Origin of the sequence: Pseudomonas sp. NBRC 111133 (assembly GCF_001320605.1) — a bacterium.
In the GTDB taxonomy this organism is placed as follows: domain Bacteria; phylum Pseudomonadota; class Gammaproteobacteria; order Pseudomonadales; family Pseudomonadaceae; genus Aquipseudomonas; species Aquipseudomonas monteilii.
In genome coordinates this window covers 1-16,335 of sequence record NZ_BCBJ01000083.1, presented here as the reverse complement: position 1 = coordinate 16,335, position 16,335 = coordinate 1, and the positions used below count along the sequence as shown (strand labels likewise).

The 16,335-nt window shown below is 62.2% G+C and carries 11 protein-coding genes and 4 pseudogenes; 7 read left to right on the top strand and 8 right to left on the bottom strand.

The genetic code is table 11. From position 1 onward, the window contains the following. Nucleotides 1-11 precede the first annotated feature (11 nt). Nucleotides 12-3,287: a transporter substrate-binding domain-containing protein gene (locus tag APH36_RS19420; RefSeq protein ID WP_060499884.1), complete on the top strand. Its 3,276-nt coding sequence runs from the start codon at nucleotides 12-14 to the stop codon at nucleotides 3,285-3,287. On the opposite strand, the pseudogene APH36_RS33250 reads toward APH36_RS19420, so the two are convergent. From APH36_RS33250 to APH36_RS19410, 3 genes and pseudogenes are all read right to left on the bottom strand, one after another. Further along, a pseudogene (locus tag APH36_RS33250) lies at nucleotides 3,262-3,693 on the bottom strand (methyl-accepting chemotaxis protein); the annotation flags it as partial. The gene APH36_RS19420 and the pseudogene APH36_RS33250 sit on opposite strands and share 26 nt — an antisense overlap. Nucleotides 3,694-3,795: 102 nt before the next feature. Further along, nucleotides 3,796-4,581 (bottom strand): annotated as a pseudogene (locus APH36_RS33245) (PAS domain-containing protein); the annotation flags it as partial. Between the two features lie 207 nt (nucleotides 4,582-4,788). Then, entirely contained in the window at nucleotides 4,789-5,808 is a 1,020-nt protein-coding gene (locus APH36_RS19410; protein WP_060499882.1) for a LacI family DNA-binding transcriptional regulator, read from the bottom strand. A 207-nt stretch (nucleotides 5,809-6,015) separates the two neighbouring features. On the opposite strand from APH36_RS19410, the gene APH36_RS19405 reads away from it, so the two are divergent. The 3 genes from APH36_RS19405 (at nucleotide 6,016) to APH36_RS19395 (ending at nucleotide 8,402) form a co-directional block, all read left to right on the top strand. Further along, the gene (locus APH36_RS19405; RefSeq protein ID WP_060499881.1) at nucleotides 6,016-6,555 is read left to right on the top strand and encodes a gluconokinase; all 540 of its coding nucleotides are present in this window, start codon (nucleotides 6,016-6,018) and stop codon (nucleotides 6,553-6,555) included. 110 nt (nucleotides 6,556-6,665) lie between these two features. Then, a complete protein-coding gene (locus tag APH36_RS19400; RefSeq protein WP_060499880.1) occupies nucleotides 6,666-8,018 on the top strand; it encodes a GntP family permease in 1,353 nt (450 codons plus the stop codon). 84 nt (nucleotides 8,019-8,102) lie between these two features. Next, the gene (locus APH36_RS19395; RefSeq protein WP_060499879.1) at nucleotides 8,103-8,402 is read left to right on the top strand and encodes a hypothetical protein; all 300 of its coding nucleotides are present in this window, start codon (nucleotides 8,103-8,105) and stop codon (nucleotides 8,400-8,402) included. Between the two features lie 9 nt (nucleotides 8,403-8,411). Here APH36_RS19395 and APH36_RS19390 read toward each other — a convergent pair whose 3' ends face one another. From APH36_RS19390 to APH36_RS19375, 4 genes are all read right to left on the bottom strand, one after another. Then, entirely contained in the window at nucleotides 8,412-9,839 is a 1,428-nt protein-coding gene (locus APH36_RS19390; RefSeq protein WP_060499878.1) for a sigma-54 dependent transcriptional regulator, read from the bottom strand. Next, the gene (locus APH36_RS19385; RefSeq protein ID WP_060499940.1) at nucleotides 9,808-11,301 is read right to left on the bottom strand and encodes a sensor histidine kinase; all 1,494 of its coding nucleotides are present in this window, start codon (nucleotides 11,299-11,301) and stop codon (nucleotides 9,808-9,810) included. The genes APH36_RS19390 and APH36_RS19385 overlap by 32 nt, the downstream gene beginning before the upstream one ends. Before the next feature lie 284 nt (nucleotides 11,302-11,585). Further along, nucleotides 11,586-13,046, bottom strand: coding sequence for a HAMP domain-containing sensor histidine kinase (locus APH36_RS19380; protein ID WP_060499877.1), 1,461 nt, complete (start codon nucleotides 13,044-13,046; stop codon nucleotides 11,586-11,588). A gap of 150 nt (nucleotides 13,047-13,196) precedes the next feature. Next, a complete protein-coding gene (locus tag APH36_RS19375; protein WP_060499939.1) occupies nucleotides 13,197-13,790 on the bottom strand; it encodes a lytic transglycosylase domain-containing protein in 594 nt (197 codons plus the stop codon). 185 nt (nucleotides 13,791-13,975) lie between these two features. On the opposite strand from APH36_RS19375, the gene gspG reads away from it, so the two are divergent. The 3 genes and pseudogenes from gspG to APH36_RS31730 all read left to right on the top strand — a co-directional run. Further along, a complete protein-coding gene (gene gspG / locus APH36_RS19370; RefSeq protein ID WP_003253843.1) occupies nucleotides 13,976-14,401 on the top strand; it encodes a type II secretion system major pseudopilin GspG in 426 nt (141 codons plus the stop codon). An 11-nt stretch (nucleotides 14,402-14,412) separates the two neighbouring features. Beyond that, the gene (locus APH36_RS19365) at nucleotides 14,413-15,603 is read left to right on the top strand and encodes a type II secretion system F family protein (protein WP_060499876.1); all 1,191 of its coding nucleotides are present in this window, start codon (nucleotides 14,413-14,415) and stop codon (nucleotides 15,601-15,603) included. Next, a pseudogene (locus APH36_RS31730) lies at nucleotides 15,575-15,761 on the top strand (IS3 family transposase); the annotation flags it as partial. The gene APH36_RS19365 and the pseudogene APH36_RS31730, both read left to right, overlap by 29 nt. A 219-nt stretch (nucleotides 15,762-15,980) precedes the next feature. Here APH36_RS31730 and APH36_RS30975 read toward each other — a convergent pair. Then, nucleotides 15,981-16,335, bottom strand: a pseudogene (locus tag APH36_RS30975) (hypothetical protein); the annotation flags it as partial.

Sequence of the window (16,335 nt, the reverse complement as noted above, 5' to 3'; positions counted from 1 at the left end):
GTTTGCACACCATGAAGCACCTGCTGGCGAGCGTCTTTCTGGCTACCGGCTTACTCGCCTCGGCCGAGCTGTTGGCCAGCAGCGAGCCCCGCCAGTTGCTGGCGCGCTCGGCCAGTGCCGCCGCCCCCCTGGCGTTGTCCAGCGAAGACCGGCAATGGCTGCAGCGCCGCCAGCACCTGGTGCTGGGCAGCTCTCGGCCCGACTATCCACCGTTTGAAATCAACGTCAGTCAGCACGAATACGAAGGCCTTAGCGCCGATTACGCCGGGATTATCGCCGAGCAATTGGGCATTCCCGTCGAGGTACGGCGCTACGACAGCCGCCACGAGGCGATCATCGCCTTACGTGAAGGCAGCATCGACCTGCTGGGCAGTTCGAATGCCTTCGAGGCGGCTGACGCTCAGCTTAGCCTCAGCACCCCCTATGCTGACGACCTCCCGGTCATCGTCACCCGCAAGGGGCACAGCCTGAAAGGCACACCTGACCTCGCCGGCCTGCGCCTGGCCATGGTCGATCATTATCTGCCCGCCGCTGCCGTTCGAACGCTGTACCCCAAAGCGCAACTGAGCCTGTACCGCTCGACCCAAGCCGGGCTGGCAGCCGTCGAGCTAGGTGAGGCGGATGCGTACCTGGGCGATGCCATCAGCACTGACTTCCTGATTGGCAGGAGTTACCAAGGCACGCTCAAGATTGACCACTTCTGCCAGGTAGCCCCAGGGGCTTTCGCCTTTGCCCTGGCCAACGACAACCCACGCATGCATCGGCTGGTCGACAAAGCGCTGGCGCGCATCAGCGAAAGCGAACGCCTGAACATCCTGCGCCGCTGGAGCAGTGGTAACACCAGCCTGCTGCTGCAGCGCCATCTCACGGCCTTGAGCGCAGAAGAAGAGGCCTGGATCGCCGCCAACCCCACCATCCGCGTGCTGGTCAATACCTCGCTGGCCCCCTTGACCTTCAACGACGCTCAGCATCGCCCCAGTGGCATAACCCTCGACCTGCTCAAGCAGATCTCGCTGCGCACAGGGCTGCAGTTCACCCCCGTCGACAGCGCTTCAGCACAGGCCATGGTGGACCGCCTGGCCCGCGGTGAAGCACAAATGATTGGGGCACTGGGCTACGGCGCTGACCGCTTGAAGCAACTGCGCTTCACCCGCCCCTATCTGGTCAGCCCACGCGTGCTCGTCACCCGCAGCGACGTCGAATCTCCCGCACAAGCCAAGGCCATGAACGGAAAGCGCATCGCCCTGGTGCGTGGTTCACCGCAACGGGCCCTGATGCAACAGAGCTATCCGCAGGCAAAGATAGTCGAAGTGGATAACCCGCTCGGTCAGATGGAGGCCGTGGCCAACGGTACCGCCGACGTTGCCCTTAGCAGCCATATCAATGCCGCCTACTACATCAGCCATGTGTTCAAGGACCGCTTGCGCATCGCCAGCGTCCTCGACGACGAACCGGCCATCGCCGCCTTTGCCGTCGCCGCCGACCTGCCCCAGCTACAGGCCATTCTCGACAAGGCGCTGCTAAGCATTCCGCCCGAAGAGCTCGATCAACTGATCAACCGCTGGCGTACCAGCACGCTGGTGAGCGACAGCCCCTGGCGCGACTACCGCACATTGGCCTTGCAGGTGCTGGTGCTGTCGGCCCTGCTGTTGGCTGGCGTCATATTCTGGAACAGCTACCTGCGCAAGCTGATCAACCAGCGCACAGAGGCCCAGCACGCGCTTCAGGCACAGTTGGCGTTGAGCCGCGGGCTGCTTGAGCAATTGCGCCAGGCCAAGGACGACGCCGAACAGGCCAGCCAGACCAAAAGCACGTTCCTGGCCACCATGAGCCACGAAATCCGTACCCCGATGAATGCCGTGATCGGCCTGCTGGAACTGGCACTGGAGGACAGCCGTGGCGGCCGCTGCGACACCCAGCTTTTACAGACCGCCTACGATTCGGCAACCGGCCTGCTTGAGCTGATTGGCGACATTCTCGACATTTCCCGCATAGAATCCGGCCACATCAGCCTGCAGCCAGTACCCACCGATCTGGTAGAGCTGGTGCGCGCCACACTGCGGGTATTCGAGGGCAATGCACGGGCCAAAGGCTTGCACCTGCACGGCGAACTGCCGGCAGAGCCGGTCTGGGTGCTGGCTGACCCGCTGCGGTGCAAGCAAATTCTGTCCAACCTGGTCAGTAACGCCATCAAGTTCACCGATCGCGGTGAAGTGCAAGCGAGCCTGCTACTGCCCAAAGTTGCCGGCCAGGGCATTCTGGCAATCGAGCTGAATGTGCGCGACACCGGTATCGGCATCAGCCCTGTCGACCAGGCCCGGCTGTTCAATGCGTTTGTTCAGGCCGACGGCCCAAGGGCCCGCCAAGGCGCAGGCCTGGGGTTGGTCATCAGCCGCACCCTCGCCGAATTGATGGGCGGCGCCTTGAGCCTGCAGAGCGTGGAAGGCGTCGGCACCCGCGTGCAAGTCTGCCTGCAGCTGCCCACCAGTGCTGCACCGGTACAGGCCGAGCAAGACCCGCCAGCTCATGAAGGCACTAGCGGCCCGCTCAACATTCTGGTGGTCGACGACTACCCCGCCAACCTGTTGTTGCTGGAGCGGCAACTGCATACCCTGGGTCATCGCGTGACCCTGGCGGAAAATGGCGAAATCGCCCTGGCACGCTGGCAGGCAGCGCGCTTCGACCTGGTGATTACCGATTGCAGCATGCCGGTCATGGACGGCCACGAACTGACCCGGCGCATTCGCAGCCTGGAGGGTGAGCGCAGCCTGCCAGCGTGCAGGATTCTCGGCGTGACCGCCAATGCCCAGGCCGAGGAGCGCGCCCGCTGCCTGGCCAGCGGCATGGACGAATGCCTGTTCAAGCCGATTGGCCTACGTTCGCTAAAGGCCCATCTGCCCCAGGTCCGCCCTCAGCAACAAAAAACACCGACCACACGCCATAGCGGGTTCGACCTGGCTGAACTGCGCCACCTGACCCAGGACGACGAACAGCTGACGCGGCATTTGCTCGAACAACTGTCGGTAAGCGTCGCCGAAGACCTGGCCGACTTGCGTGCCCTGGCACCAGACGCCGCCGACGAGGCCGTGCGGGCCCTGGCCCATCGCATCAAGGGTGGCGCCAAGATGATCAGGGTGCGCACCGTGGTCAAGGACTGCGAAGCCATCGAGCTCGCCCACGCACAGGGGCTGCCGACGGTCGAGCAGCGCGCGCTGCTGCAAACCAGCCTGCAAGCCCTGCTTGACGAAATGCGCGATGCGCTCAGTGCAATTGCAGCGTCGAGCTGATCTGGCTGATGGCATCCACCACGTGCCGTGAGCCTTGCTGGATTTCCATGATCACCGTACCCGCTTCGTTGGCCAACGCCACCCCGTGACCGGTGCGATTCAGACTCGACTGCATGCTGGCTACCGCCAGTAGCGACAGGTCGTGGTTTTGCCGCACCACATCGACAATCTCCAGGGTGGCCTTGCTGGTTCGCGCCGCCAGGTTACGCACCTCATCGGCCACTACCGCAAAGCCTCGCCCGTGCTCGCCGGCACGGGCGGCTTCGATCGCGGCATTCAGGGCCAGCAGGTTGGTCTGGTCGGCGATGCCGCGAATGGTCAGCACGATCTGCCCGATCACATCCGATTGCTTGCTGACCGCATCGATGCTGCGTGCGGCATCGTTAAGCTCCTGGGAAATCTGTTCGATCACCTGCACCGTCTGCTGCACCACTTCTGTGCCCTTGCGCGCGCAGGCGTCGGTCTGCATGGAACTGGCATGGGCAGCATCGGCGGCGTTCTGCTGGGTGCAGACCTGGCGGGTAATGTCACTGGCGAACTTCACGACCTTGTTCAAGCGCCCCTTGCTGTCGAAAATGGGGTTGTAGGAGGCTTCCAGATAGACCATTTGCCCCTGCTTGTTGATACGCTCGAAACGGTGCGAATGGTATTCGCCACGGTTAAGCGACGCCCAGAACTCGCGGTACTCGGCCGACTCGCGTTCGTGCGGCAGGCAGAACAGACCATGATGACGGCCAACCACCTCGTCGAGGCGATAGCCCATGGTGTCGAGGAAGTTCTGGTTGGCTTTGATCACCCGGCCCTGGGGGGTGAATTCGATCACCGCCATGGAGCGGCTGATGGCCTTGAGCAGGTTTTCGCTTTCATGCTCCTGCACCACCCGCTGGCTGATGTCGGCGGCCACCTTGATCACGCTGGTAACCTGACGCTGCTCGTCCAGCACCGGCATGTAGCTGGCCTCCAGCCACACCTCGCGCCCGGCCTTGTCAAGGCGCTCGAAGGTACCGCTGATAGCCTTGCCCTGCCCCAGTTCACGCCACAGCTGTTGGTATTCGGCACTTTTTGCGTAGTCTGGCTCGCAGAACAACCGGTGGTGCTTGCCACGCAACTCGTCAACGCTGTAACCCATGGCCTGGCAGAAACGCTCATTGGCATCGAGAATGGTGCCATCGGGAGCGAATTCGATCATCGCCATGGAGCGGCTGATAGCGGCGAGTTTGGCCTGTGCGGTGGCCAAAGCCTGTTGGCTGCGCTGGATCTCGACCAAATCGGACTTACGGTGGAAATCGAACATGACGCCGGGCTCCTTTATGCGCGGTTTCATGAGCATAGATCGCCATCATTAGCATGCAAGCACAGTGCTATCACTTTGTAATTACTACATTCTTTAAATTACCACCATTCCTGTGGGAGCGGGTTCACCCGCGAAGAAGGCAACGCGACATATGGCACCGGCTGCACCGGTGTTCGCGGGTAGACCCGCTCCCACAGGGGGTAGAAGTCAGGAGCTCTCCCGCACCATCAACTCAAAGCCCAAGTCCTGCTGCGCGTTCGGCACCCGCTTGCCATCGAGCAACGCCAGCAACGCCTGCGCCGCCCCACGCCCCACAGCAGCCCGAGGCGTGCGAATCGAGGTCAGCCGCGGCACCATGTGCGCCGAGGCCGGCAAATCGTTGAACCCGACCATTGCCACCTGGCGTGGTACCTCCACCCCCTGGCGCAAGGCCTGCAGCACCGCGCCTTGGGCCAGGTCGTCGTTACAGAAGAAAATACCGTCGACATCCGGCGCCTTATGCATCAGTTGGCTGAACAGTGCACTGCCCAGTGCAATCGATGAAGGTTCCGGCGCCAGTACCTCCAGCTCGGTCGCCTGCAAACCGGCCTCGGCCAGCGCCTGGCGGAAACCTTCGGCCCGCTGCATCACCCGTGGGTCAAGCTGCGCGGCAATGAATGCCAGGCGCTTGCGACCGCGCTTGATCAAGTGCCGGGCAGCAGCACGCCCGGCCTGCTGTTGCGAAAACCCGACCGACAATGCCCCAGGCTCGCCGTTGAGCTCCATCATGTGCACACAAGGCACACCACTGGCGGCCAGCATCTGGCGCGCCGCATCGCTGCGCTCGAAGCCGGTCAGCAGCATGCCGCAGGGCTGATAGGCCAGGTAGTTACGGATCAGGTTCTCTTCTTCGGCAAGGTCGTAGTGATAGTTGCCGATCAACACCTCAAGCCCACGCGGGCGCATGACCTCGTGGATGGCTTCCAGGGTATCGATGAACAGCTGGTTGGACAGTGAAGGGATCAACACCACCACCGACTGGCTACGCGCCGAGGCCAGCGCCCGGGCCGCCGGGTTGGCGACATAGCCAAGGGTTGCCGCTGCGGCGATAACCTTTTCCACCAGCTCCGGCGCAACCGTGCTGACCCCGCGCAAGGCGCGCGAAGCGGTAATCGGGGAAACCCCGGAAAGCCTGGCAACTTCTGCCAGGGTGGGACGACCTGTAGTGCGGGAGCCGGTGCGGGACATGGATGTTGTAATTTTACTACTTGCAAGGAGAGGGAACGGCCACTAAGGTAGCGCTGTCTCAGGACGCAGGCAATGTAATCTTTGGTAGCAGCCATCACGCGCTCGCCACCAGGCGTCCATACTGCGTAGGGACAAGACCAATAACACCGGGGAGGTGGCTGTTCGTCGATGACGAGACAGCGCTATCTCACCCCGCAGGAGGTACTGATGAATTCTCCCCTGTCCGCCATCGTGGTGATGGGCGTGGCCGGTTGCGGCAAAAGCTGCATCGGCGCCGCTATCGCTGCCAGAAGCGGCGGCCGCCTGATCGAAGGCGACGCTTTCCACCCTGCCGAAAATATCCGCAAGATGAGCGCTGGCATCCCGCTGGACGATGGCGACCGCGCCGGCTGGCTGGTACGCCTCGGTCAGGAGCTGCAGGCCACCACCCAGGCTGGGGAGCGCCCGATTCTGACCTGCTCGGCACTCAAGCGCCGCTACCGCGACACCCTGCGCGATGCCATGCCCGGGCTGGTGTTCGTGTTCCTCGAACTGTCACCGGCCGAGGCGGAAAAACGCGTGCGGGCCCGCCCCGGTCACTTCATGCCGGCCAGCCTGATCGACAGCCAGTTCGCTGCCCTGGAATCGCCACGCGGCGAGCCACTGACCCTGCCACTGGATGCTACCCAACCCGTCGAAGCGCTTGCCGAAGCGGTGGACCGCTGGCTAAAGCGCTGCGGTGAGCAGGGGCTGGCGCAAACCGCCTGACCCTGGCGGTTTTCCGGCTCACCAAAGACAGCGCTACCCCAACCTGCAAACGCGGGAAAAGTTCCAAAAAGCTACGCCCAAAACAACGATAAGACCGAGGCCTTCAAACCATGTTCGGACTGGCTACTGATACCTTCCTGCTGCTCGACGCGCTGGTTACCATCGTCGGGCTGATCCTGCTGATCACCCACTTCAAAGTGCACCCCTTCGTCGCCCTTACCCTCGCGGCCGGTTTCCTGGGCCTGACCTCCGGCATGCCGGTGGCCAAGGTCATGAAATCGTTCCAGGACGGTTTTGGTGGCGTGCTGGGCTTTGTCGGCATCGTGCTTGCCCTGGGCACTATGCTCGGCAAGCTGATGGCCGACTCCGGGGGCGCCGACCAGATCGCGCAAACCCTCATCCGCGCCTTCGGCAAGAAGAACGTGCACTGGGCCATGATGTTCGCCGCGTTCCTGGTGGGCATACCGCTGTTCTTCGAAATCGGCTTCGTGTTGCTGATTCCGCTGGTGTTCATCGTTGCCCGCCGCTCCGGGGTGTCGCTGGTGAAGATCGGCATTCCGCTGCTGGCCGGCCTTTCCGTAGTACACGGCCTGGTCCCGCCACACCCGGGCCCGCTGCTGGCGATCGGCATTTTCCACGCTGACATCGGCAAGACCATCTTCTACGGTCTGATCGTCGCACTGCCCACCGCGATCATCGCTGGCCCGCTGTTTGGTAACTTCATTTCCCGCTACATCCCGGGCAACCCGTCGCAGGAACTGATGGACCAGATCGCCAAGGACTCCGACCAGGGCAACCTGCCCAGTTTCAGCATCACCCTCATCACCGTACTGCTGCCAGTCGCGTTGATGCTGCTGAAAACCTTCGCCGACGTGGTGCTGCCGGCCGAGCACATCGTGCGCCAGTGGATGGACCTGATCGGCCACCCGATCACCGCCCTGCTCGCCGCCCTGTTGCTGGCCTTCTACACCTTTGGTTCGGCTCGCGGCTTCAACCGCCAGCAGATCATGAAGATGCTCGACCAGAGCCTGGCCCCCACTGCAGCCATCGTGCTGATCGTGGGTGCTGGCGGTGGCTTCAAGCAGATGCTGGTGGACACCGGCGTGGGCAACGTGATCGGGCAGATGGCCGTGCAGGCGGAAATTTCACCCATCCTGCTAGCCTGGCTGGTGGCTGCGGTGATCCGCATCGCTACCGGCTCCGCCACGGTGGCCACCATTACCGGTGCGGGCATCGTTGCGCCGGTGATCGACCTGGTGCCGGGGGTGAACCGTGAGCTGTTGGTACTGGCCACCGGTGCCGGCTCGCTGATCCTCTCGCATGTGAACGACGCCGGGTTCTGGCTGGTGAAGCAATACTTCAACATGACCGTGGCAGAAACCTTCAAGACCTGGAGCATGATGGAGACCATTCTCTCGGTGGTCGGCATCATCTTCATCATGCTGTTGTCGCTGGTGGTGTAACCGTTGATCGGGGCAATGGCACCTGGATGCGTCGGGTAGGGCCGAAGGAAGGTATGAGCCCTACCCAACGCAATGGAGACTGCTATGCCCCGCACAAGCATCCTGCTGATCGCCCTGCTCGGTTCGCCGCTGGCCTTGGCCGCCGGCACCGGCCCGACCTACCCTGACGACCCGCACAGCACTGCGCCAAGGCCAGGCGTGGACAGCACCCTCAACCCGATCGAGAAGCCCGTGCCGCGGGATACCGACCCGCGCATCAAGGGCAACGACCCGGACAGCCCGCCGGCAGAGCTGAATGACAACCGTGACCTGCCGGGAATGGAGGGCAGCGGCCAGGAGGGCACTCGCCGGCAAGATGGCGCAGCTGACGATAGCCAGCACTAGACACCTGCCCTACCACTGACGCTTGTCTGGCCGGCTCAGCCCCAGTTTTTCGATCCGGTACCGCAGCATGTCACGCGACAGCCCCAGCATCCGCGCCGACTTGGTCACGTTCCAGTCCGTACGGTCCAGGGTCTTGCACACCAGCTCGCGCTCCATGTCGGGCAGGCTGGTGCCTGGCTCCGGCTCGTGCCGTGGCATTTCGAACATTGCCGGCGCCTGCTGAGCGGCCAATGGCTCGTCGATCAACGTCATGCACAGGTTCAGCTGGTGCGCCTGCACCACCTCGTTCGGTGCCAGCAGCACGGTCTGCTCCAGCATGTTACGCAGTTCGCGCACATTGCCTGGCCAGCTGTAGCCCAGCATCAGGCTCTCGGCTTCGGCGGAAAAACGCAGGTTCGGCTTGCCATAACGCCGGCCATGATGGGCCAGGAAATGCCGCGCCAGCAGCAGAATGTCCTGCCCACGGGCATACAGGCGCGGCACCTTCAGGGCAATGATGCGCAGGCGGAAGAACAGGTCGCGGCGGAACTTGCCCTGCTGCACCATCTGCTCGAGGTTGCAGTTGGTGGCACTGATCACCCGCAGGTCAACCTTGCGCTCCTTCACCGCACCAATCCGGCGGATGCTGCGGTCTTCCAGCAGCTTGAGCAGCTTGGCCTGCAGCACGAGGTCCATCTCGCCAATCTCGTCGAGGAACAAGGTGCCGCCATCGGCCGCTTCCACCAGGCCTACCCGGCGCTCCTTGGCGTCGGTGAATGCACCCTTCTCGTGGCCAAACAGTTCGGCCTCCAGCAGGTTGGCCGGGATCGAGGCGCAGTTGAACTCGATGAACGGCCCCTTGCTGCGCGTGCCATCGAAATGCAGGGCGCGGGCCACCAGTTCCTTACCGGTGCCGGTTTCGCCTTCGACCAGCACCGGTGGTAGGTCGTCACTGGCCATCCGCCGTTCGGCATCCAGCACCTGGCGCAGGGTGTGCTTGAGGGTCAGCATCGTTGGCGACTCGCCGATCAACGCCTGCAACCCGGACTTCTGCGCCTCTCGCTCCTGGTAGAAAGACAGCGTGCGCTCCATGCGCTCGGCAGCCAGGGCCTTGTCCAGGATCAGCTTGAGTTCGGCCAGCACCACGGGCTTGCTCAGGTAATGGAAGGCGCCCTCCTTCATCGCCTGCACGGCATCTTCGACATTGCCGTAGCCGGTCATCATAATCACTTTCAGGTCCGGCACCTTTACCACCAAGGTCCGCAGAAGGTCGTGCCCGCTCATGCCTGGCAGCGAGTTGTCGGTCAGCACCGCGTCGGGCCGGGCCCGCTCGATCTGCTCCAGCGCCAGCTCCGCGCTATGGCATACGGTGACCTCGTAGCCCTTGAGGCTAAGGTAGGTGCGAATGTTGTCGGCGAGAATTTCATCATCCTCGACTACCAGGATGCTGTGCTCCATGGTCCCCTCCCGCTGCGATATTGAATGTAAGGCTGACGCGGGTTCCTTCCTCTTCGCGGCTGCTCAGGCTGACCGAGCCGCCAAAACGTTCCATGATGCGTTTGACCAAGGCCAGGCCAACACCAAGACCACCCTGTTTGGTCGTGAAGAACGGCTTGAACACCATCCGTTCCTGCTGTTGGCTCATGCCCTTGCCCGTGTCGGTGAGCACGAATTCGGCACGCAGGCCACCCTGCACATTGACCTGGGCATTCAACATACCGCCGCAGGGCATGGCCTCCAGGGCATTGGAAAACAGGCTGTTGAGAATTTGCGTCAGCTGCAACGGCTGGCTGACCACCCACTGCACGTCAGGCCCCTCGAAATGGAAGCGCACGCCGTTTCGTTCAAGCTGCTGGGCGAAGGCCAGGTGGGTGTCTTCGATGGCGGCCACCAGGTCCACGGCTTCGGGTTCATCGCTGGTTGGGCGCAACGACACCAGCAGGTCGCGTACCCAGCGCGACATACGGTCGACCTGGCTGATGATATCGGTGATGTTCTTCTGCGCGGCAACGTTGGCGGTTTCCTGGGCCAGCTCGGCGCTTGAGCGGATGTTGGCCAGCGGGTTGCGCAAGCTGTGGGCTACCGCCGACGACATTTCGCCCAGCGCCACGTAGGTTTCGCTGGCCACCAGCCGGTCCTGTTGCAGCTGCAGCATCTGCGCCGCCCGACGCACGATCCAGAACAATCCGAAATAGATAAGCAACCCGCCCACCAAGGTCGACGCCCAGATCAGCACATAACCCCACTGGATGCGCCGCACCAGGTCCTGTGGCTCTTTGTAGATTTCCACCATGGCCAATACCTGCTCGCCCTGGCTGTCGAACAGCGGAATGTAGTTCTCGATGAACAGGTAACGCGGTTCACGCTGAAACTTCTGTTCTTCGCGATCGTCCTCGGCCTTGTGGTAGCTGGCCGAAACTGGCTTGCGCGAACGGAAAGCACGGTCGAGGTCGCCATCGGCTTCTATCCGCTGGCCGATCAGCTCGGCGTTGGTGGACCAGACGATGGTGCGGTCGCGGGCGTAGACGTTGGTCAGCAAGGTATCTGGCAAGTGCTCGACATGGTCCAGGAACTCGACCCGGGTCGACTCGGCCAGTGCGGGGGTGAACTGCAGGTGCTGCAGGTCCAGACGCGGGTCTAGCAGCTCACCCATGGTGGTGCCTGGCGGCAACTGCGAATGGCGCACCTCGGCCTGCGCCATGGCCTGAATGAACTGCGCGGTAAGCATGGCATCGCGCTGCACGCTGTCGCGAACCACAAAACGCGTTGACACATAACCCAACCCGCCCGCCACCGCGGTGATGATCAACAGGCTGATAACCGAGAACCACCGCAGCAGGTTGAACTCACGCAATGGCACAGCCAGACCGCTGGCGGTCGCACCGGGCTTGTCGCGAACTTCGTTTTCCAGCATCTGCATCGCGTGGTTCCCGCACAGGGCGTCCGTTCAGAAATGCCTCAAGGCCAACAGCCAATTGAAAGCACCCCGCCTGGGCAGCCTGATAGCTGCCTTGTGTTGCGTGTTGCGCTCCGCACATCACATAGCAAGAACTCAGCCAGCCAAAAACAAATCAATAAAAATCAGCAAGTTATAAAGTATTTCCAAATACGACCTGAGGAAGATTCCCCACATTTGGGTAATTATCACCCAAACATTATGAAACCCATAAAAATCAATGACTTAGAGATTTTACTTAATGCTTGTTATAAGCTAGGAACCAAGCGGAACGTCAACGATACCCGCGTACCATGGCCCTCGCTGCTGCTGAGCCGAACCGAACCGCCGAAGCGCTCCATGATGCGTTTCACCAGCACCAGCCCCACCCCAAGCCCACCCTGTTTGGTGGTGAAGAACGGCCGGAAGGCCATGCGCTGCTGCTCTTCGCTCATGCCCTTGCCATTGTCGGACAGGCGCAGTGTCAGGCAGCGCCGGTTCTGGCGCACCACCTCGATACGCAGACGCCCGCCCTGCTCCATCGAGTCCAGGGCATTGGCAACCAGGCTGCTGAACACCTGCCGCAGTAACGTCGGGTGCCCCAATACCTGCACTGCCGGTAACGATTGCAGGTCAAGGCTTACCCCACTGCGTGTCAACGGCACGGCATAAATTTGCAAGCTTTCCTGCAACGCCTGTGGCAAGTCGACCGCCACGGCCTCGTCGTTCAGCGGGCGCAGTGATTGCAGCATCTGGCGGATCCACTGCGACATCCGATCGACCTGGCTGATGATTTCGTTGACTTGGCGTTGGGCCGGGCCGTCGTCGAACGCCTGGGCCAGCTCGGCACTGGAGCGGATACTCGCCAGCGGGTTGCGCAGGCTGTGGGCCACCGCCGACGACACCTCGCCCAGTGCAACATAGGTCTCGTTGTTAATCAGCCGCTTCTGCTGCACTGCCAGCAACCGCGCGGCACGGTGCATGATGCCGTACAGGCCGATATAGACCAGCGCGGCCCCCACGGTAATCGCCAGCCATATCAGGATCAGGCCATGCTCGATGCGCACGATCAGGTCATGGGGCTCTTTATAGATTTCGACCATCGCCGTGACGTTCTCGCCATCGGCATCGAACAGCGGAATGTAATTCTCGATGAACAGCTGCTCGGGCGGGGTAACGAATTTCTGCTCGGCGCGGGCCTGTTCGAAGTTATGGTAGCTGGCCGAAACCCGCATCTTGTATTCGAAAGCACGCTCCAGGTCATCGTCGCCATTGATCAGCTTGCCGATCAGCGCCGGGTTGCTGGACCAGATCACCGTACGGTCCGGCGCATAGATATTGGCCAGCAGCATGTCTGGCAGGTGGGCGATATGGTCGAGAAATTCGCCGCGCGCCTTGCGCCGGGCATCCGGGTCGACATCGGGCAGGTTGCTGCGGTCGGTACGCGGGTCTATCAGCTCGCCCATGGTGCGCACGTTGGGGATCGACACATGGCGTACTTCGGCGTCGGCGATGGAGGTGATGAATTGCGCGGTGAGCAAGGCATCGCGCTCCACGCTCTCATCGATGATGAAACGGGTGGAAATCAGCCCCAGCCCGGCAGCCACCGACAGGATGATGGCCAGGCTGACCCAGGCATACCAGCGCAAAAGGTTGAACGGCTTGCGCGGGGCAGCCAGCTCGTTACCGGCAGGCACTTCGATGGCGTCGGAACGAGGGGCGATGTCCATGGCGGACTCCACATCTGGGCACCTTCAGAAGGTTATAGCGCAGAGTTGGGGAAACCATAGTGTTAAATTGATGGCATCCGCCGAAGGGTAACGTTTTTTTCACTTCATACACGCGCTCCCACACAGATCGCATGGACCTGAAAGGCAGCTCTAGAAAGGCGAATCATCTGCCAACCCCTGCAATTTGCGGTATTCGCGCAGCACCGCAGGTACATAACGGCGGGTTTCGGCATACGGCGGCACCGCACCGCGCCGCAACACGGCATCCGGCCCCGCGTTGTAAGCCGCCACGGCCAGGGTGATGTCGTTGTCAAACAGGGTCAGCATGCGCTTCAGGTAGCGGGCCCCGCCCTGCACGTTGTCTTGCGGGTCCAGGCGGTCTTCCACGCCCATTTCGCGAGCGGTATCGGGCATCAATTGCATCAACCCCACCGCACCCGCCGGCGAACGGGCCTTGGGGTTATAGCCGGACTCGGCCTTGATCAGCGCGTGCAACAACGCCGGGGGCACATTGTGGATGCGTGCCGCAGTGGCGACCACCTCGGCATAGGGGCGCCCAGTGATCATCTGCGCGTTGGCCGGGCCAGCCTGGGCCAGCGGTTCGTTGATCACCTTTTCATAGTGGCGTCCGGGCCGATGGACGTTGGTCAGTACGTAGCCACCCTTGGCATCGATTGAGATGTACACATCAGCCTGGGCAACCCCTGCCGTCAGCCAGATCAAACCGAGGATGAGTCCACGCATGTCGGTCGCCTCTTCGTCGTGGCCCCCGATGTGGGGGAAATGCCCCGGAAAACCCGAGGTCAATGACCACGACGCAAGCACTGTGCCGCTTCCTGTGCCGCATGGCGCAAGGCCCCGAGGCAGACGTGCATGGCTGTTGCATGGTGCCTGTCAACGCGTGTTCCCATGCAGTGGAGGGCTTCACCATGCAGCGCAGAACCAACCCGCAACGTGGCTTCACCCTGCTTGAACTCCTGGTGGTACTGGTGGTGCTCGGCCTGTTGGCCGGCATCGTCGCGCCCAAGTACTTCAGCCAGCTCGGCCGCTCCGAGGCCAAGGTCGCACGGGCGCAGATCGAGGGGCTGAGCAAGGCCCTGGACCTGTACCGCCTGGAAGTCGGCCACTACCCCAACAGTGAGCAAGGCTTGCAGGCGCTGGTGGTCGCCCCCAGTGGCGAGGCTCGCTGGACCGGCCCGTACCTGCAAAAGGCCGTGCCGCAAGACCCATGGGGCCGCCCATACATCTACCGGCAGCCCGGCGAAAACGGCGGTGAATACGACCTGCTCTCGATGGGCAAGGACGGCCAGCCGGGTGGTGACGGGGAAAACGCCGAAATTACCAGCTGGCAGTAAGGAGAACGACCATGCGCTACAGCCTCAAGGCCCTGGGCAGACAGGGTGTGGTGCAGTTGCAGATCGACGCCGAGGACGCCGACCAGGCCCGCCGCCAGGCCGAGGATCAAGGCCTGCGCGTGCTCAGCCTGCGCAGCAACGGTGGCGCCTTGCGCGGCATGGCCTGGCGCCGCGAGGCGGCGTTTGACCTGGTGCTGTTCAGCCAGGAGCTGTCGACCCTGCTCAATGCCGGCCTGCCGTTGATCGACGCACTGGAAAGCCTGGCAGAAAAAGCCCCTGCTGCGGCCACACGCAAGGTGCTGAGCGAGCTGGTGCGCCAGCTGTACGAAGGCCGCTCTCTGTCCCAGGCGTTGGGCCAGCAACCCCGGGTGTTCCCGCCGCTGTATGTGGCGCTGGTGCAGTCCAGCGAACGCACCGGTGCGCTGGGCGACGCCCTCGCCCGCTACATCAGCTATCGCCAGCGCCTGGACCTGGTCCGGCAAAAGCTGGTGGGCGCATCGGTTTACCCCTTGCTGCTGTTGCTGGTAGGCGGCGGCGTGGTGCTGTTCCTGCTCGGCTACGTGGTGCCGCGTTTCAGCCAGGTGTTCGAAGGCATGGGCACCGAGTTGCCCTGGCTGTCACGGGTGTTGATGCAGATCGGTCTGTTCCTGCACGCGCAACAACTGCCACTAGCGCTGGGCACTGCAGGTGGCGTCACGGCGCTGTGGCTGCTGCGCCGCCACCCTCGGGTACGACGCTGGGCATCCTGTCAGTTGCGCCGGCTGCCAGCGCTGCATCAACGTTTGATGATGTACGAACTGGCGCGCTTCTATCGCTCGCTGGGCATCCTGCTGCAAGGTGGCATTCCCATCCTCACCGCCATGGGCATGGCGCGCGGCCTGCTCGGCAGTGCCGCAGGCCAAGGCCTGGCACAGGCCAGCCAGCGGGTGGGCGAAGGGCTGCCGCTGTCCGATGCCTTGGAGGCCGGGCACCTGGCTACCCCGGTGTCGCTGCGCTTGCTGCGGGCCGGCGAGCAGTCCGGCAACCTGGGCGAGATGCTGGAGCGCTGCGCCGACTTCCACGACCAGGAAATCGGCCGCTGGGTGGAATGGTTCGTCAAACTGTTCGAACCGCTGCTGATGACCTTCATCGGCCTGCTGATCGGCCTGATCGTGATCCTGATGTACATGCCGATATTCGAACTGGCTTCAAGCATTCATTGAGGCGACGGGGGCAGTGCTGAATCTGTTTTCCTTCCAGGTGATTGGCTGGTCAATCAACCACAGCATGTGCAGCGACCTGGCGATCGACGCATTGGTGATGCGTCGTGTGGCGCCCCAAGCCACAGCAGCAAGTGATGATTCATTCAGACCAAGGCAGCCCAACTCAGTAGCTGAGATTGGCAAAAGGATGTTCCCAGCAAGGGTTACAAGGAAATTGAAGAAGCCAGGCAGGATATGACCAGCTTCTTCATGCGATACACCCCATCTGGCTCCAGCGCCGCAACAACTACCGGTCGCCAATAGCGATGGAGCAGCAAGCGGTGTGATCACCGTAATCAGTGTCCGGAAAGACACGACCCACCCTCTTGTCATCTCGACTAGGGTGTCTCATTTAGCTCGCAGTGCAATCGCATACCATTGAGTGCCGTGTCGTCCCCATCAAAAGGATCCTCGACACGGGTTGCAAAACCATTTGCAGATTGACCCGTCGGGCAAGAGAAGCGTTGACTCCATTCTCCCCATTGAGCCCCCGGTTCCAGCGCCAACTCTTTCCCGTTTCTGCAGTACAATCGCACATTGCCGGCGGCAGTATCATCATCATTGCCTTTATACTGTTCGATGCGAATCTTAAATCCGGTCACTGGGCCGTCACTTTGCTGACAGAAGACAGGACCGGTAACCTGTGAGCCCCATGGCCCTTCCTTACTTTTAATTGGCAATGAAGTATCCCTA